The organism is Pseudoxanthomonas kaohsiungensis (assembly GCF_010211765.1).
Classification (GTDB): Bacteria; Pseudomonadota; Gammaproteobacteria; order Xanthomonadales; family Xanthomonadaceae; genus Pseudoxanthomonas; species Pseudoxanthomonas kaohsiungensis.
In genome coordinates, this window is the sequence record NZ_PDWO01000010.1 from 47,076 (window position 1) to 64,261 (window position 17,186).

General features: G+C 70.2%; 17 protein-coding genes and 2 tRNA genes. 6 read left to right on the plus strand and 13 right to left on the minus strand.

Translation table 11 applies throughout. The annotated features are described in order from the left end of the window. Window positions 1-76: 76 nt before the first annotated feature. Window positions 77-283 carry a carbon storage regulator CsrA gene (gene csrA, locus CSC66_RS11490; RefSeq protein ID WP_162377535.1) on the plus strand — a complete coding sequence of 69 codons (207 nt, stop codon included), beginning with the start codon at window positions 77-79 and terminating at the stop codon, window positions 281-283. 80 nt (window positions 284-363) lie between these two features. Next, window positions 364-456 (plus strand) — tRNA-Ser (locus CSC66_RS11495). Between the two features lie 269 nt (window positions 457-725). On the opposite strand, the gene CSC66_RS11500 is transcribed toward CSC66_RS11495, so the two are convergent. Further along, window positions 726-3,197: a hypothetical protein gene (locus CSC66_RS11500; RefSeq protein ID WP_162377536.1), complete on the minus strand. Its 2,472-nt coding sequence runs from the start codon at window positions 3,195-3,197 to the stop codon at window positions 726-728. Between the two features lie 1,001 nt (window positions 3,198-4,198). On the opposite strand from CSC66_RS11500, the gene CSC66_RS11505 reads away from it, so the two are divergent. Beyond that, entirely contained in the window at window positions 4,199-4,753 is a 555-nt protein-coding gene (locus CSC66_RS11505; RefSeq protein WP_162377537.1) for a DUF4136 domain-containing protein, read from the plus strand. Window positions 4,754-4,818: 65 nt separating this feature from the next. On the opposite strand, the gene CSC66_RS11510 is transcribed toward CSC66_RS11505, so the two are convergent. From CSC66_RS11510 to CSC66_RS11540, 7 genes are all read right to left on the minus strand, one after another. Further along, window positions 4,819-4,895: transfer RNA gene (locus CSC66_RS11510), tRNA-Arg, on the minus strand. A gap of 40 nt (window positions 4,896-4,935) precedes the next feature. Then, window positions 4,936-5,799, minus strand: coding sequence for an alpha/beta hydrolase family protein (locus CSC66_RS11515; protein ID WP_162377538.1), 864 nt, complete (start codon window positions 5,797-5,799; stop codon window positions 4,936-4,938). Continuing rightward, the gene (gene thiD, locus CSC66_RS11520; protein WP_162377539.1) at window positions 5,796-6,617 is read right to left on the minus strand and encodes a bifunctional hydroxymethylpyrimidine kinase/phosphomethylpyrimidine kinase; all 822 of its coding nucleotides are present in this window, start codon (window positions 6,615-6,617) and stop codon (window positions 5,796-5,798) included. Before thiD ends, CSC66_RS11515 begins: the two co-directional genes overlap by 4 nt. A gap of 50 nt (window positions 6,618-6,667) precedes the next feature. Further along, the gene (locus CSC66_RS11525; protein WP_162377540.1) at window positions 6,668-7,375 is read right to left on the minus strand and encodes a YoaK family protein; all 708 of its coding nucleotides are present in this window, start codon (window positions 7,373-7,375) and stop codon (window positions 6,668-6,670) included. A gap of 16 nt (window positions 7,376-7,391) precedes the next feature. Next, window positions 7,392-8,792 (minus strand): PhoH family protein, encoded by a 1,401-nt coding sequence (locus CSC66_RS11530; protein ID WP_162377541.1) that lies wholly within the window; start codon window positions 8,790-8,792, stop codon window positions 7,392-7,394. A gap of 145 nt (window positions 8,793-8,937) precedes the next feature. Continuing rightward, window positions 8,938-9,414, minus strand: a complete 477-nt coding sequence (locus CSC66_RS11535; protein ID WP_162377542.1) for a peroxiredoxin — start codon at window positions 9,412-9,414, stop codon at window positions 8,938-8,940. A 21-nt stretch (window positions 9,415-9,435) separates the two neighbouring features. Continuing rightward, on the minus strand, window positions 9,436-10,011 hold the full coding sequence (locus CSC66_RS11540) for a glycine cleavage system transcriptional repressor (protein WP_202935638.1): 576 nt from the start codon (window positions 10,009-10,011) through the stop codon (window positions 9,436-9,438). Between the two features lie 144 nt (window positions 10,012-10,155). On the opposite strand from CSC66_RS11540, the gene dapA reads away from it, so the two are divergent. Both dapA and CSC66_RS11550 read left to right on the plus strand, forming a co-directional pair. After that, a complete protein-coding gene (gene dapA / locus CSC66_RS11545) occupies window positions 10,156-11,064 on the plus strand; it encodes a 4-hydroxy-tetrahydrodipicolinate synthase (protein ID WP_162377544.1) in 909 nt (302 codons plus the stop codon). Between the two features lie 24 nt (window positions 11,065-11,088). After that, window positions 11,089-11,616 carry a hypothetical protein gene (locus CSC66_RS11550; protein WP_162377545.1) on the plus strand — a complete coding sequence of 176 codons (528 nt, stop codon included), beginning with the start codon at window positions 11,089-11,091 and terminating at the stop codon, window positions 11,614-11,616. Between the two features lie 123 nt (window positions 11,617-11,739). On the opposite strand, the gene fdxA is transcribed toward CSC66_RS11550, so the two are convergent. The 5 genes from fdxA to CSC66_RS11575 form a co-directional block, all read right to left on the minus strand. Beyond that, a complete protein-coding gene (gene fdxA / locus CSC66_RS11555) occupies window positions 11,740-12,063 on the minus strand; it encodes a ferredoxin FdxA (RefSeq protein WP_162377546.1) in 324 nt (107 codons plus the stop codon). A gap of 74 nt (window positions 12,064-12,137) precedes the next feature. Next, complete coding sequence (locus CSC66_RS11560; protein WP_162377547.1) at window positions 12,138-13,037, minus strand: 2-dehydro-3-deoxygalactonokinase; 900 nt, start codon at window positions 13,035-13,037, stop codon at window positions 12,138-12,140. Further along, complete coding sequence (locus CSC66_RS11565) at window positions 13,034-13,957, minus strand: SMP-30/gluconolactonase/LRE family protein (RefSeq protein WP_162377548.1); 924 nt, start codon at window positions 13,955-13,957, stop codon at window positions 13,034-13,036. The genes CSC66_RS11560 and CSC66_RS11565 overlap by 4 nt, the downstream gene beginning before the upstream one ends. A 10-nt stretch (window positions 13,958-13,967) precedes the next feature. Then, window positions 13,968-15,116: a galactonate dehydratase gene (gene dgoD, locus CSC66_RS11570; RefSeq protein ID WP_162377549.1), complete on the minus strand. Its 1,149-nt coding sequence runs from the start codon at window positions 15,114-15,116 to the stop codon at window positions 13,968-13,970. 40 nt (window positions 15,117-15,156) lie between these two features. Continuing rightward, the gene (locus CSC66_RS11575; RefSeq protein ID WP_162377550.1) at window positions 15,157-15,813 is read right to left on the minus strand and encodes a 2-dehydro-3-deoxy-6-phosphogalactonate aldolase; all 657 of its coding nucleotides are present in this window, start codon (window positions 15,811-15,813) and stop codon (window positions 15,157-15,159) included. 257 nt (window positions 15,814-16,070) lie between these two features. Here CSC66_RS11575 and CSC66_RS11580 point away from each other — a divergent pair, with 257 nt between their 5' ends. Continuing rightward, entirely contained in the window at window positions 16,071-17,051 is a 981-nt protein-coding gene (locus CSC66_RS11580; protein ID WP_162377551.1) for a LysR substrate-binding domain-containing protein, read from the plus strand. Window positions 17,052-17,186 lie beyond the last annotated feature (135 nt).

The following is a 17,186-nucleotide window of genomic DNA, read 5'->3' on the forward strand; positions in this document are numbered from 1 at the left end:
CTGAGTGGACGCGCGTGGCCTTTTCCGGAAGGCCTCGCGGGCCGGCGAAGGCATGCCGGCGCCATGGAGAAAGACAATGCTGATTCTGACCCGCCGCGTAGGCGAAACCCTGATGATCGGTGATTCGATCACCGTCACCGTGCTCGGGGTCAAGGGCAACCAGGTGCGCATCGGCATCACCGCGCCGAAGGACGTGTCGGTGCACCGGGAGGAAATTTACCAGCGGATCCAGCGGGGCGAAGCTCCCGGAAACGCAGGCGGCGAGGGCGATCCGGCCGGATGACGGCAAAACGTTTGCCGCGAAACGGCGCAGACGGTATCCTTTCGCGGCCCGCGGGCACCGAGGTGCGGTGCGGGTCGAACGGAGTGATGCCCGAGAGGCCGAAGGGGCTCCCCTGCTAAGGGAGTATAGGGTCAAAAGCTCTATCGAGGGTTCGAATCCCTCTCACTCCGCCAGCTGCGAAAAGCCCCCGAAAGGGGGTTTTTTTGCATCTGGAGGAGCTGGATGAGAGCCATAGGTTCGACAACCTTGCAGCGGTTGCACGGCGCAGCCGCCCGCACGGTGAGCCGCGTAGCGGCGAAGCAGTGGTGACGGATCTCGCTGCCCATGCCGGACGGGGGCCCCGGGCGGGAGCTCAGAGCCGCCCGGCCGGGATAACCCGCCGGGCGGAATCACGTCGCAGCACGACCTCGCGGTATATGCAGTTCCGCAGTGGCGCAGCCATTCAGCGCCGGCGACCGCCGCCTCCCATGGGCCTGGAGAAGCCGCCGGCAGGCCGCGAATAACCGCCGGCCGGGCGTGAGTAGCCGCCTGCCGGCCGTTGCACGCTGCCGCTGCTCGAGCGCTGGTAGCCGCCCTCGCGTGCCGAGCGGTCGCGGATCAGGTCGTTGCGGGTCTGGCCGTCGGGGTTGCCGCGGTGTTGTTCCGGCCGGCCCACCTGCTGCCACTCGCCGTCGTCATAGCGGTAGACGTTGCCGTCCTTGCCCGCGTACACATCGTCGTTGATCTTCGCCACGCCGCCGCGGTCGAACTCGCCGGTGTCGGTGTTGTAGCGGTAGCCGCCCGCGCCGCTGATGTCGACCCGCTGGCCATCGCTGTTGATGGCGCCCGCGCCTGCCGCGCCCTCCGGCCCGGAAACCTTGCCGGCGGCCATTTCGGTGGTGCGACCGGTTTCGGTATTGATCACGGTGCGGGTGCCGCCCGCCGCCGACTGCCCGGTATACGGGTTGTAGGCGGCGGCACCGGTGCCGCCGACCACGCGCCCGGTTTCCGGGTTGTAGCGGATGCCCTGCGCGCCGGCGCTGGTGGTGCCGGTGTAGGCATTGGTGTTGACGTAGCCTCGGCCGGCGCCGCGCCCGCCGGTGCGCTCGTTGTAGTAGCCGCCGCGGTACCCGCGGCCGATGTTGCCCGTGTACGGGTTGGCCCAGGCCGCGCCGGTGCCCGCGACCACCGCATTGCCCCAGCGGCCGTAGAAGTTCCAGGCGCCCGCGTCGCCCCACCAGCCGCCCGGATAGCCCCACCAGGGGCCCCACCACGGGTACCAGGGGTAGTAGCCCCAGCCGAAGCCGAAGCTCCAGCCCGCGTAGGTGCTCCAGCCGAAATACACGCCCATGCCATAGGTCGCGGGGCAGCCGTACCAGTAGTTGTACACCCACGGATCGCAGTAGTAGCCGGTGCCGTAGACGACCACGCCGCTGCTGGCCACGGTGCCGTAGTAGCCGGGCGTGTAGCCGACGTAGACATCGTCGCCTTCGCCGCCATAGATGCGCACGTAGGTCACGTAGTGCAGCGGTGAGCTGGTCGGGATCGAATAGATCTCGGATGGCACGCTCTCGGCCACGCTCCACGGCCCGTTGGCGGCCGGGCCGGTGAACCAGACGCCCTTGTCGACCGCATAGAAGGCGCCCCCTGGCACCAGGATCACCGGCACCGGGGTGTTGGCTGCGTATTGCAGTCGGGTGCCGGCGATGGCCTCGAATTTCGGTTCGCCGTCGTACTGCACTTCCAGCTTCGCCTTGGTGCGGTCGACCGTGGCCGTTTGCGGGATGCTGTTGGCGATCAGCGATTCGAACGCTTCCGGAGTGCCGGCGATCGATGCGAGCACGCTGCCTTTCGCGCTGTCCGGCGGGATCTTGGCGAAATCCACCGGCAACTTGTCGGGTGCGACGTGCTGCCAGGGGCCGCGACTGGTCGCGGCGGTGAACCATCGCCCGGACACCAGCACGTACCAGGCGTTGTTCTTGGCGCCATTGATGATCACGTCGGCGCGGGTATTGGCGATATAGCTCAGTGCGGTGCCCGGAAGCGGTGCGAACTGCGGATCGCCGTCGACCACGATCAGTTCGGCCGGGCCGGTGCGCACGACGATGTCGGGAAAGCCGCCGGACGCCAGCAATGCCTGCAGCGACTCGGGTGGGTCGTCCAGCGCATCGACCAGATGCGCGCCGACGGCCTGGTCGGCCGCCGCCTGCAGCGCCTTGTCCACCTTGTCGACCCGGCTCCAGGGCCCTTCCAGGGTCGCCGCGCTCGCCCAGCGCCCGCCGAGGCGGGTGTAGTAGCGCCCATCGTCCTGCAGCAGCAGCGAACGGCTGTTGATCACCCGCTTCACCCCCTCCATCGGGGTCGGCCTGAGTGCGGGCTTGCCGTCCACCAGTATCAGCTGCGAGGGCTTGAAAACGATCAGGATTTCCGGCGGGACGTTCTTCACCGGAAGCGTGGCCGGCTTCTTTTCGGCCTGGGTGATCGCCAGCGCGGACTCGAGCTGGTCCAGGTCGATGGTGAACGTCGCGCCTTCGCGGACCAAGCTGCGCACCAGGCCGAGGTACCTGTCCTGGCTGGAGATCGCGGTCGGGAAGCTGGCACGCTCGAAGCTCGGATTGCGCAGGACGACTTCGCGCGCCTGCTTGTCCACCTCGGTGAGTGCGCTGAACCAGACCACGCCATAGTCGAGGCTGTCGACGGTCTTTCCGTCGGCGCCGGTCTCGACCCCGGTCTTCACCGACACGGCGAAACGTCCCCTGAGCCGGTTGCCCTCCCAGCTTTCCATCTGTGGCTGGTAGACCGTGAACGGCGTGCCGGAGGCGCTGTACTGGCGCGGGAACGGTCGCGCGTCGATCGACGTGGGGGCGGCGCAAGGAGCGGGCAGCGACATCACGGCCAGCAACAGGCCGGCGATCATGGTGGACATGCGACGCATGGCGTTCTCCAGCATAGCCTGATGGACTTCATTCCCGGGTACTGTTCAAGGCACCGCGGCAGCCGCGCACACCGGGAGGCGCCACGCTACCGCAGCTGCAACGGCGCCGCGGCCGGCACACGCTATCGCAGGAGCAGGCGGCCCGCGCGCGGCGCAACCGCGCGATCCGGACGGGGCCCGCCGGGCTTTCCGGCTCGCGGCGCAACGGGGAAGGTCGAGGGTCGAAGCATCCGGTGGATGCGGGGATCGCTCCTGTCCTTCGCCTGGTCGCCGCCGCTCCGGCGATTGCAGGGACCCATCATCGTAAGCCTGCGGGTCGGACAGCATTGGGCCTTGGGCCTACGCGGACGCCGGTGCCGGGCTGTGGTCCGGTGACGTTGACGATGCCGCCCGGCGATGACGGGCGTTCCGGCTGGCCCGCGGATCCACGGAGCCCGCATGCCCGACAACGATCGAGCAGCGAAGTGTGAATGGTTCTGTTGCGGGTGCCGGATGGACTGGTCACTGGCCGCCCACATCATCGAATCGGCGGTGGCCTCCGTTGTGGGAGGCGATCGGCATGCCGGGTGCTATCGCGGTGATCCGCACCTTCCTCAACCACTGCCTCGAGCGCGACGTCGCGGACTTGCGGGAACGCCAACGTGAGCCGCGCACGAAAACGATGATCTCTACCGGACCCCGTTCCTGCAGGCTGGCGGCGAGGGGGCGTGCCGCTCAGGACATGGGTCCTTGGGGTAATAGGTCTTCGTGATAAAGGGAAATACGATGCCCGCAGCCGTGGCGACCCGACCTCTGCACGACGGCATGCCGCGCCTGGCAATGCACGCCCTGGCCAAGCGGGTCACTGCCGGGTGGCGCCTGCCGGCCGTGGGGCCGGGCCGCGCGGCCTGCATGGATGCTTCACGCCGCCGGGGTATGGTCGGCCTGCCTCACCGGTTTCCGTCGGGCAGGTCCGTTGCGAGGTCCCGTCCAGCCTGCTTCAACCACAGAGGAGTAGTGAGATGACACGCCTGGTTCTGATCGTGCTGTCGACCCTGCTGCTGGCCTCGTGCGCCAGCACCCCGACCGTGCATACCGACGCCGACCCGTCGGCCAACTTCAGCGCTTACCGCACCTATACGTGGCTCAACAAGCCCGACCAGAACGGCGTGCCGCCGCTGGCCGCGCAGCGGATCGTGGAATACGTCAACGCCCAGCTCAATGCCAAGGGCTGGCGCGAGACGCCCGAGGGCGACGTGGCGGTCGTCGCGCACGTGGCCACCCAGCAGCAGCAGAGCCTGGACACCATGTACTCCGGTCCGATGTACGGCGGCTGGGGCTGGGGGCCGGGCTGGTACGGCGGCATGGGCATGGGCAGCGCGACCACGCGCGTGCGCACCTACACGGTCGGCACGCTGGTGGTGGATCTGTTCGACACGAAGACCAAGCAGGCGATCTGGCGCGGCACCGCCAGCGACACGGTGCCGGATGATCCCGCCAAGGGGGACGCCCTCCTGCGTGCCGGCATCGCCGAGATGTTCGAGGGCTTCCCGCCGGGCAACGTGCCGGCCAAATAACGGCGGCCGGCGGGTACCCGGTGATGAAAAAAAAGGGCCTGCGACAAGTCGCAGGCCCTCTGAAATGGCGCGCCCGGAGAGATTCGAACTCCCGACCGCCTGGTTCGTAGCCAGGTACTCTATCCAGCTGAGCTACGGGCGCGTTTCAAGGCGCGGAATTATGCGCGAGCCGCTGGCGGCCGTCAACGCTTGTCCGCAGGTTCGTTCGGCAAGCCTGTCGTGGCGAGGGTCGCGGCCACCGTTGCCGGTTGTTTCATCCAGCCGAAGTGGTCGGCCGGCGCCTGCAGCGCGACCGAATCCAGCTGCACGACCCGGGCCGGCGCATGCGGCAGCTTGGCCAGCAGGGCCTCCATCGAAGTGGACGGTGCCAGCCAGTCCGACGCCAGTACCACCCCGCAGGCCGGTGCACGCACGCGCGCCATGTCCGCTTCCAGGTCCGCGTCGAAGCCGGCAGCGCGGTAGCGGTTGCTGAGTCCGACCCGGGCCCAGTCGGCGATCAGGCCCCGCGCCTCGGTGCCGCCGAAGCCCAGCGTCCGGCCGGGCAGGGTGCCTTGCTGCCGGGCCAGCCACGGCAGGAAGCGGTACACCAGCGGCAGGAGCCAGCCGCGCGGTGCCGGGAAGGTGCGCCAGTAGGGCGTGCCGCTGGCGACCAGCCACAGGCCGGACACCGCGTCGGGATTCTGGCCGGCGAAGCAGCACGCCAGCTGCCCGCCCAGGCTGTGGCCACCGAGCAGCAACGGGACCTCGTCGCCACCGAGGGCGGCCACGCTGGCCGGCAGGTCCAGCGCCAGCAGTTCGCGATAGCCCCAGTCCTGCGTTCGCGAGGGACGCAGCGTGCTGCTGCCGTTGCCGCGCCATTCGTGCAGGTGGGTCGCGACGCCGTGCGTGGCCAGCGCCTGGGCCAGCGGCAGGTAATGGCGCGCCGCCACGCCCAGCGCCGGCAGCCACAGCAGGCGCGCGCGCGGCCGCACCGGTTCATGCGCCAACAGGGTCCAGCGGTGTCCGTCGGTCGCGGTGGCGGTCGTCTCGGTGGGCGTGGACGTCATCGGCCGGGCATCGCCGCGAAGTGATCGAGTACGTCCACTTCACCGCGGCCGGGGCGGTAACCGCCACGCAGCGCGGCGTGCACGTAGTCGGCCGCCGCCGTGCAGGCCGCGCGCAGGGCCAGGCCGCGTGCCAGGTTGGCCGCGACCGCCGACGCCAGCGTGCAGCCGGTACCGTGCGCCTCCAGGCGCAGGCGCGGATGGGCCGTGCGCTGTTCGCCGTCGGCGTCGGCGAGGATGTCGACCACCTCGCCCGGCCCGGCCAGGTGGCCGCCCTTGAGCAGGACCGCCGGAGCGCCCAGCGCGCGCAGCGCGGTGGCGGCCTGCGACATCGCCGCAAGGCTGTCGATCCGCCAGCTCAGCAGCAGTTCGGCTTCCGGAAGGTTGGGCGTGATCACCGTGGCCATCGGCAGCAGGCGCGTGCGCAGGGCATCCAGCGCATCTTCGGCGAGCAGCCGCGCGCCGCTGGTGGCGATCATCACCGGGTCGACCACCACCTGCGCGGGTCGATGCCGCGCCAGGGCACGGGCGACGGTCTCGATCACCCCGGTGCTGGCGAGCATGCCCAGCTTGACCGCGCCGATGCGGAAGTCGTCGAAGCACGCATCGATCTGCGCGTCGAGGAACGCCACGTTCGGCACCTCCACCGCGGTCACCCCCCGGGTGTGCTGCGCGGTCAGCGCGGCGATCGCTGACAGCCCGTGCACGCCGTGGGCGGCGAAGGTCTTGAGGTCGGCCTGGATGCCCGCTCCGCCACCGGAATCGGAGCCGGCGATGGTCAGGACGGAAACCGGGCGCGAATCGGCGCGATGATCGTTCATGCGGCTATTGTGCACCGCCGCCACTGCGCCGCGCGGGCGCGTCGAGCCGGTTAGGGGGCATCCTGCGAAGCCGGCCCGTTCCCCGCGCGGCGTTGCCGTACCAGCACCGCATGCCGGTAGGCGACGTAGCCCACGCCCGTCAGTCCGGTCAGCGCGGACGGCACCAGCAAGGCGTGGTACCGCAGGAGGGAGAACAACCAGGCGCCGAGGATGCCGCCGCCGAGGAACCCGCTGATGATCAGTCCGCTGAGCGTCAGCCGCCGCATCGGCAGCGGCAGGCCGCGGATCAGGTGGCCCAGGCCGATGCCCAGGTCGGTGAACATGCCGCTGAGGTGGGTGGTGCGCACCAGCGCGCCGCTGTAGGCGGTGACCATCGCGTTCTGCAGCCCGCAGGCGATCGCCGCCAGCAGGGCGCCGGACAACTGCTGGCGCACGAACAGCGGGACGGCCGCGGCCAGCAGCAGCGATTCCAGCGCCAGGACGACGCCGTAGCGCCGTCCGAGGCGCAACGTGCCGTCCTGGATGATCAGGCCGCTGAGCATCGCGCCGACGCAGAAAGCGATCAGCACGCCCCACAGGTGCGCGACCGCACGCCAGTCCCCCGCCGCCAACGCTGCGCCCAGCAGGCTGGTGGTTCCGGTCAGGTGGCTGACCGCTTGGTGCTCGAAGCCCAGGTAGCCGACCACGTTGACCATGCCGGCGATGCACGCCAGCGTGACCGCCCCGACCCAGACCCAGCGCGGCAGCTGCAGGCCCATGCCCGTGGCCTCTGCGCTACAGCACTTCCGACGCGAAGTCGGCCAGGCGCGAACGCTCGCCGCGGCGCAGCGTGATGTGCGCGCTGTGCGGCCAGTTCTTGAAGCGGTCCACGGCGTAGGTCAGGCCCGAGGTGGTTTCGGTCAGGTAGGGGGTGTCGATCTGCTCCACGTTGCCCAGGCAGACGATCTTGGTCCCCGGGCCGGCGCGCGTGATCAGCGTCTTCATCTGCTTGGGGGTGAGGTTCTGCGCCTCGTCCAGGATCAGGTAGCGCGACAGGAACGTGCGGCCGCGCATGAAGTTCATCGATCGGATCTTGATCCGCGAGGCGAGCAGGTCGTTGGTCGCCGCGCGGCCCCACGCACCGCCTTCCTGGTTGTGCGTCAGCACTTCCAGGTTGTCGGTCAGCGCGCCCATCCACGGGGTCATCTTCTCTTCCTCGGTGCCGGGCAGGAAGCCGATGTCCTCGCCGACGCTGACCGTGGCGCGGGTCATGATGATCTCGCGGTAGCGCTGCTGGTCCATCGCCTGGGCCAGGCCGGCGGCCAGCGCCAGCAGGGTCTTGCCGGTGCCGGCGGTGCCGAGCAGGGTGACGAAGTCGATGTCCGGGTCCATCAGCGCGTTGAGCGCGAAGTTCTGCTCGCGGTTGCGCGCGCTGATGCCCCACACCGCGTGCTGGCCGCTGCGGAAATCGTCGACCAGGGCGAGGGTGGCCTTGCCGCCTTCGACCTTGACCACCCGCAACTCGACCTCGTCCTCGCCGGGCAGGTACAGGTACTGGTTCGGATGCCAGTCCTCGTCGTCGCGCAGCACCACCTCGTAGCTGGTGCGGCCCTTGTCCGACCACGAGCGCAGGTCCTTCTCGTGGCGGTCCCAGAAGTCCTCCGGCAGCTCGGTGGCGCCGGTGTAGAGCAGGCTGAAGTCGTCCAGCGCGCGGTCGTTCTCGTAGTCCTCCGACACGATCCCGGCGATGGCCGCCTTGATCCGCAGGTTGATGTCCTTGGAGACGAACACCACCGGGATCTCGGCCGGCGTCTGTTCCTTCAGCGCCAGGATCGCGCCGAGGATGGCGTTGTCCGGGATGACCGCGCCGAAGCTCTTGCCGGCCTCGAAGTGGCTGGTCTGGAAGCGCAGCAGGCCCGCGCTCTGCCGGCCGCGCAGCTGCACGCCCTGCGGCTGGACCAGCGGGATGCCGTCGGCCAGCCGCTCCAGCCCGGCGTTCTCGACCAGCTCGTTGAGGAACCGGCTGACCTGGCGCGCGTTGCGGCTCGCCTCGGAGGTGCCCTTCTTGGCGTTGTCCAGCTCCTCGATGACCTGCATCGGCAGGAAGATGTCGTGCTCGTCGAACTTGAACAGCGCGGTCGGATCGTGCATCAGCACGTTGGTATCCAGCACGTAGATGCGCTTGCCTCGGGTCATCGTGGCTTCCTGGTGGATGGTGCGTTGCATGGGGGTGGAACGCGGTCGCACGCAACGGCGCCGATCGCGCGCACCGGTGCCGGACAGGGGCGAGCCGCCGCGGCCTGCGGGGCAGGGCGACGGAGGCTCTGGATCGGGGCGGCGGTCACTGGGAGGCTTCGGCCTTCAGCGCGTCGAGCACGGCCTGGGCGTGCCCGGGGACCTTGACCCCGCGCCATTCGCGCACGATGCGCGAGTCGGGCGAGACCAGGAAGGTGCTGCGGACCACGCCCAGCACCTTGCGGCCGTACATGTTCTTCTCGTGGATGACGTCGAAGGCGCGGCACAGGGCTTCGTCGCCATCGCTGACCAGCGCGAAGTCGAAGCCCTGCTTCGCGCAGAAGTTGTCGTGCGACTTCACCGAGTCGCGCGACACCCCCAGCACTTCGGCGCCCAGTTCGTGGAACCGCGGCAGCAGCGCGTTGAAATCCAGGCCCTCGGTGGTGCAGCCGGGCGTGCTGTCCTTGGGGTAGAAATACAGCACCAGCCAGCGGCCTGCGTAATCGGCGAGGGAGGCGGTGCGGCCGCCGGACAGGGCCAGCGGCAGTTTCAGGGTGGAGCGGTCGAGCCTGGGTTGCTTCATCGTGCCGGAACCGCGCTCCCGTCAGAACTTCATCGGATCCATGATCGCGTCCAGGTTCAAGTGGTCGCAGAACTCGAGGAAATCGTCGCGCAGCGCGGCGATGTGCATGTTCGCGGGCACGCCGATCGTCACCTGCGCCGAGAACATCTCCGCGCCGGTCTGCATCGCCCGGTAGCGGGTGCTCTGCAGGTTCTCGATGGTGATGCCTTGGCGGTCGAAGAAGTCGGCCAGCTGGAACAGGATGCCGGGCTTGTCGGCGGCCACGACCTCGACGATATACGGCAGCAGGTTGGACTGGATCTGCTTGGCGCCGGTGCGGTACCAGTTGAGCTTCAGGCCTTCCTCGCGGTCGAGCCGGCCGAGCATGGCTTCCAGCTTGGCCACCGCGTCCCACGAACCGGTCGCCAGCGCGGTCATCGACACGTCGCGGCCCACCGTGGCCAACCGCGCATCCACCAGGTTGCACCCGCTGTCGGCGATGCGGCGCGTCACCGACAGCAGCGGCGACTCCGGATGCGTCGTATAGGCGTTGATCAGGAGGTGGTTTTCGTTCGGCGAAGGCCGGGGCGGGGTGTCGGTCAAGGAGGCTTCCGGCATTGCGAGAGGCTGAATGGCGGCTGGGCTCGCCCGGCCGCTGGGCGCAGCATACTTGCCCGTGCTTTCAGGCCGCAAGTATGATCGGGCCTCCTGAAAACCGGGCCGCGCCATGCGCGGAACCCGCAGAATCCAGAGCCAACCGCTTTGCATCCCACCGGCCTGATCACCGCGCTTGCGACCCCGTTCGACGAGGCCGGCGCACTGGACCTCGACGCCTGGCGCCGGCTGCTGCAATGGCAGCTGGCCCGCGGCGTGCAGGGACTGGTCGTGGCCGGATCGACCGGCGAGGCGGCGATGCTCGAGGACGCCGAGTACGACGCGTTGCTGCGCCTGGCGGTGGAAACCGTCGCCGGCCGCGTGCCGGTGCTGGCCGGTACCGGCCAGCCGGGCACCGCGCGCACGATCGCCCAGACCCGCCGCGCCGCCGCCGCAGGCGCCGATGCGGCGCTGGTGGTGGTGCCACCCTACGTGCGGCCGACCCAGGCCGGGCTGCTGGCGCACTACCGCGCCGTGGCCGAACAGGGCGGACTGCCGGTGCTGCTGTACAACGTCCCGGGTCGCACCGGCGCCGACATGCTGCCCGATACCGTGGCCGAGCTGGCCTCGCACGAACGTATCGTCGGCATCAAGGAAGCGGTCGCCGATCCGTCGCGGATGGCGGCACTGGTCGCGCTGCGCGGCCCCGGTTTCAGCGTGCTCGGCGGCGACGACGGCAGCGCCTGTGGCGCCATGCTCGCCGGCGCCGATGGCCTGGTCTCGGTCGGCTCGAACGCGGCCCCGGCCGCCTACCGTCGCCTGTGCGACCTGGCGCGCGGCGGCGAGACGGTCGCCGCGCGCGAATGGGATGCACGGCTGGCACCGCTGCATGGCTTCTGCGGCGTTGAGTCCAATCCGATCCCGGTCAAGGCGCTGCTGCAGCGTCTCGGCCACGGGCAAGGCTTGCGCCTGCCGCTGCTGCCGCTGTCGGCGCAGTTCCAGGGCGAGGCGGCCGCCATGGTCGCGCTGGCGCGCGAACTCGAATCACTCAGTGGCCGCGAAGCGCTCGCGGCCTGATCCAGACAACCCCGGAGAGCATTGATGTCCAACACTTCCCGCTTCGCCCGTGCCTCCGTGGCCGTGCTGCTGGCGTCCACCGCCACCGTGCTGCTCGGCGGCTGCTCCTGGTTCAGCAAGGGTCCCAAGGGCGACTACGCGCTGGCGGCCGAGGAGCGTCCGCTGGAGGTGCCGCCGGACCTGAACCTGCCCGACACCTCCGGGGCGATGGCGCTGCCGCCGGCCGGCGGTGCCGCGCCGCGTCCGCAGCAGGCGCCGGCCGCCGCCCCGGCGGCTTCGCCGAGCGGTTTCACCGTGCCGGGTACCCGCGATGCGGTGTTCGCCCAGGTCGGCACCGCGCTGGAAGGCATCGAGGGCGTGACCATCGCCAGCCGCGCCCAGTTGCTGGGCACCTACGACGTCAGTTACCAGGGCGTGGACTTCCTGGTGCGGGTGGTCGCGGTCGAGGGCGGCGCCTATGTTTCGGCGGTCGATCCGCGCGGCCTGCCCGCCACCGCCGAGGCGCCGCTGAAGGTGGTCGCCGCACTGCAGGCGGCGCTGGCCAAGGGCTGACGACACGGCGCCTGCCATCGCCGTCGCAAGAAAGGCGCCCCCTGGGCGCCTTTCTTCGTAGAGCGGGGCTTGCCCCGCTGCCACCAGTCCGAAACGCGCAGCGGGGCAAGCCCCGCTCTACGCTCAGCGTTCCAGCAGCGGCAACTTGCCCGGCTTGCCGTCCCACTCGGCCGCATCGGCCAGCGGTTCCTTGCGCACCGTGATCACCGGCCAGGCCTGCGACAGCTCGGCGTTGAGCGCGACGAAGCCTTCCTGGCCGGCGGGCACGTCATCCTCCGGGTAGATCGCGTTGGCCGGGCATTCGGGCTCGCACAGGGTGCAGTCGATGCACTCGTCCGGATCGATCACGAGGAAGTTGGGGCCTTCGTGGAAGCAGTCGACCGGGCACACCTCCACGCAGTCGGTGTACTTGCACTTGATGCAGTTCTCGGTGACGACGAAGGGCATGGGCGGCGCGGGGCGTGGCGAACAGGGCGCGCCATTCTAGTCCACCGGCCGGCCGGCGTCGCGCCGGGGACGCGTCACGCCAGGCCGCGGGTCCGCGCCAGTCGGTGCATGCCGGCGGCGGCCAGCTCCTCGGAATGGCGCTGCACTTCGATGCCGCGTGCCTGCAGGGCGCGCGCATAGCGCTCCACCAGCGCCTCGCTGCCGACCAGGTGCACCGGCGCCGGCAAGCCGGCGAGCGCGGCCTGCAGTTCGTGCCCGATCAGCAGGCCGGACAGGTACGAAGGCAGCGCGGCCTGGGCGAAGTGGCCGAAAAGCGACGCGGTGCGCACGCCGAACAGGTCGTGCAGCAGCCCGCTGGCGGGATCGCGGCTGCATTCGAGGCCGGCGTCGAACGCGGCGAGGTCCATCGGCGGCTCGCCTTCGGGCATGCTGCGCCCGAGGATGCTGTGCAAGCGCAGCACCGAATACAGCTCGCCGGTCATCGCGGTGGAGACGTGGACGATGGCGCCCTCGCGCACGCGCACCCACTTGCTGTGGGTGCCGGGCAGGCACAGGGTGTGGGTGCCGGGCCCGAGCGTGTCGAGCAGGCCGGCCACCTGGGTTTCCTCGCCGCGCATCACGTCGCCCACCAGTGGCCCGTGGTCGGCCACCCCGGGAACGCACCACAGCGTGCGCCGGGCCAGCCCGGGCGCCTCCAGCGACGCGTCCAGGTGCAGCATGCCTGCGGCCAGCGCCGCGGCGTCGGCCGGGCAGCGCACGTACGGCACTTCGATCCAGCCCCCGCGCGCGCCGACCATGCCGGCCATGACCACCAGTGGATCGTCCCAGTCCGCCAGGAGTGCGCCGAGCACCTTGCCGAAGCGGCCATGGCAGGCCAGTGCCCCTTCGTTGCTGCGGCGCCGCTCCAGGACGAGACCGTCCGCGGCGAGCCGGTAGGCGCGCAGGCTGGTGCCGCCCCAGTCCACCGCGATCATGGCAATACCACCCGGCCTTCCGGCAGGCCGAGCGCCCGCGGCAGGCGGAGCTCGAACAGGTTGCCCGAGCCGGGCCAGGCGCTGCGCGCAGCCTGGCCGAGTCCCTGCGGCGAGGTGATCACGTACAGCGTGTCCAGGCCCGGGCCGCCGATCGCGCAACAGGAGGGTTGCGGCACCGGCATCGGCACGATCCGGTCGACCGTGCCGTCGGGGCGGTAGCGCACCACCCGCGCGCCGCCCCACTGGGCGTTCCAGAGGTGGCCTTCCGCGTCGATGGTGGAGCCGTCCGCCACCGCGCCGGGCAGGTCGACCCGCGCGAACACCCGCGACCGACCCACCTGCGCCCGGTCCGGGTCGTAGTCGCAGCAGTGGATCTCCGCCGACATCGAGTCGCACCAGTACAGGGTGCGGCCATCGGCCGAGAACGCGATCGAGTTGGAGATGGCCACCGGCGGCAGCGGCAGCGGTCGCAGGCCGTGCGCGGCCGAGTACTGGTAGAACGCGCCGACCGGAGCCTTCGTCGCCGATTCGTCCATGGTGCCGAACACGAAGTTGCCATGCCGGTCGGCGCGGCCGTCGTTGCTGCGCGTGCGCGGCTCGTGCGGCTCCACGTCGGCCAGGTGCACCAGCGGCACCGCGTCCGCGCCGTCGGCCAACGCCGCGTCGAGGTCCGCGCGGTACAGCGCCTTGGCCAGGACCAGCAGCAGGTCGCCCGCCTGGCCCAGGCCGATGCAGCCGGGGCGGTCGGGCAGGGGCCAGGACCGCGAGGTTCCCTGTGCCGGCAGGTACATCCACAGGCGGGCGCCGTCGATGTCGACCCACAGCAGCGCCTGGCGGCGCTCGCACCACAGCACACCCTCGCCGTGGGCGCAGCGGGAATCGACGGTCAGGCGGGCCGGGTCGGACGGGGCGGGATCCATCGTCGACGTTCTACCATTCGGCGACGCTGCCGTCCGCATGGCGCCAGACCGGATTGCGCCAGTCGGGCGGGTTGGCATGGGCGTGGCGCAGGCGCTCCTCGTCGATCTCCACGCCCAGCCCCGGCAGCGGCAGGGCGCGGATGCAGCCGTCCTCGCAGGCGAAGTCCTCGCGGTTGGCCACGTAGTCGAGCAGGTCGGCGCCCTGGTTGTAATGGATGCCGATGCTCTGCTCCTGCAGCATCGCGTTGTGCGAGACGAAGTCCACCTGCAGGCATGCGGCCAGCGCCACCGGCCCCAGCGGGCAGTGCGGCGCCAGGGCGACGTCGTGGGCTTCGGCCATCGCCGCGATCTTCAGGCATTCGCTGATCCCGCCGGCGTGCGAGAGGTCCGGCTGCAGGATCGCCAGGCCGCCGCCCTGGAGCACGCGCTTGAACTCGAAGCGCGAGTACATGCGCTCGCCGGCCGCCAGCGGGATCGCGCTGGCGGCCGCCAGCTGCGGGTAATACTCCGCCTGCTCGGGCAGCACGGGCTCCTCGACGAACAACGGCCGGTAGGGCTCCAGCTCGCGCAGCAGCACCCGCGCCATCGGCGCACCCACGCGGCCGTGGAAGTCGATGCCGAAGTCGACGCTGTCGCCGAATGCATCGCGCACCGCCGCCACCTTGGCCAGCGCCGCGTCGATCGCGCGCGGGCTGTCGACCAGGCGCATCTCCTCGGTGCCGTTGAACTTGAAGGTGTCGAAACCTTGGGCGCGATAGCCACGGATCTGTTCCACCAGCTCGGCCGGACGGTCGCCGCCGACCCAGCGGTAGGTCTTCATCCGGTCCCGGACCAGGCCGCCCAGCAGCTGGTACACCGGCACGCCCAACGCCTTGCCCTTGATGTCCCACAGGGCCTGGTCGATGCCGGCGATCGCGCTCATCAGCACCGGCCCGCCGCGGTAGAAGCCGCCGCGGTACAGCGTCTGCCACAGGTCGTTGATCCGTGCCGGGTCCTGGCCCACCAGGTAATCGCCCAGTTCATGCACCGCCGCCTCGACCGTGCGTGCGCGGCCCTCCACCACCGGCTCGCCCCAGCCGGTGATGCCTTCGTCGGTTTCGATCTTGAGGAACAGCCAGCGCGGCGCCGCATGGTAGGTGGTGAGGCGGCGGATCTTCATGCACGGGCCTTGGTCGGGGGGCGTCCGGTGGACAGGTTTTTCATGGGCGGTAGGCGGTCTGTACCAGGCGGAACTCGCGCGCGCCGGAACGGGTGCGCTCGATCGGCTGGCCGGGACGGTAGAGTTCGCCGCCGATGCCCGCGCCGGTGCTCCCGGCGGCCAGGTAATCGGTGAGCGTGAGCGGGGTGACGCCGCCGACCACGAACAGCGGCACGGCAGGCAGCACCGCGCGAAGCGCACGCACGTGGCCCGGGCCGTAGGTGGCGGCGGGGAAGAGCTTGAGCATCTGCGCGCCCGCATCGAGCGCGGCGAACGCCTCCGAGGCGGTCGCGAATCCGGCCACCACCTGCATCCCCGCCGCCACCGCGTGGCGGATCAGCGGCGGATGGGTGTGCGGGGTGACGATGAAGCGCGCACCCAGGTGCTGCAGCGTGTCCACTTCAGCCGGGCGTAGCACCGTGCCGCCACCGATCCAGGCATGGCCGCCGTGCTCGCGGGCGGCGATGGCGATGCTCTGGGCCCAGTCCGGCGAGTTCAGCGGGATCTCGATCGCGTCGTAGCCCTCCTCGACCAGTACGCCCACGTGCGCAGCGGCTTCGCCGGGCGTGATGCCGCGCAGGATCGCGATCAGCGGCAGGCGGAACGGCGCATGCGCGCTCCGCACGCCAAGGCCGGCGGGTTGGCCAGGGTCGGTCATGCCAGGCCTCGGTGCGGGCCTGGAAGGGTGCGGATCGGTCCGCCCGGGCGCGCGCGCAGGTGGTGCACGGCCGTGTGCTGGAAGCGTGCCATGGCCCTCCTCCCAGGCCGTTTTCTGGAAGCCCGCGGCGCTCCGGCGGGCCGGATCGGTTCGCGTGCAGATGCAGCGGCGGTAGCCTCCCCCGACAAGTTATGTTGGGCAAATGAAATTTTCGCCGTAATCTATTCCAGCTTCGAATAGTTTCTCTGGGAGGGGAAATGGGCAAGCTGACCGGCAATGCGCACTGGTTCAACCCGTCGCGACTGAAAACGCGACACCTGCTGTTGTTGATGCACCTGGAAGAACAGGGTTCGGTCCTGCGCGCGGCCGAGGCCGCGCGGATGACACAGCCCGCGGCCTCGAAGCTGCTGGCCGAGATGGAGGGGCTGCTGGGCGTGCCACTGTTCGAGCGCCATGCCCGTGGCGTGGAGCCGACCTGGTACGGCCAGGTCCTGATCCGACGCGCCCGCACCGCGCTGCTGGAGATCGGCCGCGCCCAGGAAGAGATCGCCGCGCTGCGCGACGGGCGCATGGGGCAGGCGTCGATCGGCACGGTGGTCAACCCGGGCACGAACCTGGTGCCGCAGGCGGTCGCCGCGGTCAAGCGCGAGCACCCCGACATCCTGGTGCGGATCGAGATGGATTACAGCCGGCCGCTGGTGGCCAAGCTGCTGGACGGGCAACTGGACCTGGTGATCGGCCGGATCATGGATCCGGAGGGTGGCGCGGACCTGCTGTTCGAGCCGCTGTCCGACGAGCCCCATTCGGTGATCGTGCGCGCCGGCCATTCGCTGGACGGCCGCGCGCAGGTGGGGCACGGGGAGCTGGCGCCCTACGGCTGGATCCTGCCGCCGCCGGACAGCGTGTTGCGCACGCGGCTGGAAACCATGTTCCTCGAACACGGGCTGCTCGGCCCGCGCAACACCATCGAGACATCTTCGCTGTCGGTGACCATCAACCTGCTGCGGGTCAGCGACCTGGTGACAGCGCTGCCGGCGGAGTCGGTGGCGCCCTACGTGCAGGCGCGCCAGCTGGCGGTGCTGCCGCTGGACCTGGGCGTGGGCATGGAGTCGTTCGGGATCGTGCGCCGCCGGAGCCACCTGCTTTCGCCGGCGGCGCAGAAGATGCTGGACTCCTTGCGGACCGTCGCGCGGCGCCTCTACGGCTTCGCCGATATGGCGCCCGAGTCGTCGGCCTGATATGTCCATTCAGGGATATCGAGCGCGTTCTTGCATTCGATATTGTCATTGGTCCCGTCTCCCGTGCCCGACTAGTGTGGGCACGCGTAGCGCAGGCCGTTGAACACCGGCTTTTTTTTCCTGGGCAGGTGATAG

What these genes read in the sequence shown, in the direction of transcription:
- csrA (WP_162377535.1), top strand. Translation starts at nt 77, where the DNA reads ATGCTGATTCTGACCCGCCGCGTAGGCGAAACCCTGATGATCGGTGAT.
- CSC66_RS11500 (WP_162377536.1), bottom strand. Translation starts at nt 3,197, where the DNA reads ATGCGTCGCATGTCCACCATGATCGCCGGCCTGTTGCTGGCCGTGATG.
- CSC66_RS11505 (WP_162377537.1), top strand. Translation starts at nt 4,199, where the DNA reads ATGACACGCCTGGTTCTGATCGTGCTGTCGACCCTGCTGCTGGCCTCG.
- CSC66_RS11515 (WP_162377538.1), bottom strand. Translation starts at nt 5,799, where the DNA reads ATGACGTCCACGCCCACCGAGACGACCGCCACCGCGACCGACGGACAC.
- thiD (WP_162377539.1), bottom strand. Translation starts at nt 6,617, where the DNA reads ATGAACGATCATCGCGCCGATTCGCGCCCGGTTTCCGTCCTGACCATC.
- CSC66_RS11525 (WP_162377540.1), bottom strand. Translation starts at nt 7,375, where the DNA reads ATGGGCCTGCAGCTGCCGCGCTGGGTCTGGGTCGGGGCGGTCACGCTG.
- CSC66_RS11530 (WP_162377541.1), bottom strand. Translation starts at nt 8,792, where the DNA reads ATGACCCGAGGCAAGCGCATCTACGTGCTGGATACCAACGTGCTGATG.
- CSC66_RS11535 (WP_162377542.1), bottom strand. Translation starts at nt 9,414, where the DNA reads ATGAAGCAACCCAGGCTCGACCGCTCCACCCTGAAACTGCCGCTGGCC.
- CSC66_RS11540 (WP_202935638.1), bottom strand. Translation starts at nt 10,011, where the DNA reads ATGCCGGAAGCCTCCTTGACCGACACCCCGCCCCGGCCTTCGCCGAAC.
- CSC66_RS11550 (WP_162377545.1), top strand. Translation starts at nt 11,089, where the DNA reads ATGTCCAACACTTCCCGCTTCGCCCGTGCCTCCGTGGCCGTGCTGCTG.
- fdxA (WP_162377546.1), bottom strand. Translation starts at nt 12,063, where the DNA reads ATGCCCTTCGTCGTCACCGAGAACTGCATCAAGTGCAAGTACACCGAC.
- CSC66_RS11560 (WP_162377547.1), bottom strand. Translation starts at nt 13,037, where the DNA reads ATGATCGCGGTGGACTGGGGCGGCACCAGCCTGCGCGCCTACCGGCTC.
- CSC66_RS11565 (WP_162377548.1), bottom strand. Translation starts at nt 13,957, where the DNA reads ATGGATCCCGCCCCGTCCGACCCGGCCCGCCTGACCGTCGATTCCCGC.
- dgoD (WP_162377549.1), bottom strand. Translation starts at nt 15,116, where the DNA reads ATGAAGATCCGCCGCCTCACCACCTACCATGCGGCGCCGCGCTGGCTG.
- CSC66_RS11575 (WP_162377550.1), bottom strand. Translation starts at nt 15,813, where the DNA reads ATGACCGACCCTGGCCAACCCGCCGGCCTTGGCGTGCGGAGCGCGCAT.
- CSC66_RS11580 (WP_162377551.1), top strand. Translation starts at nt 16,071, where the DNA reads ATGGGCAAGCTGACCGGCAATGCGCACTGGTTCAACCCGTCGCGACTG.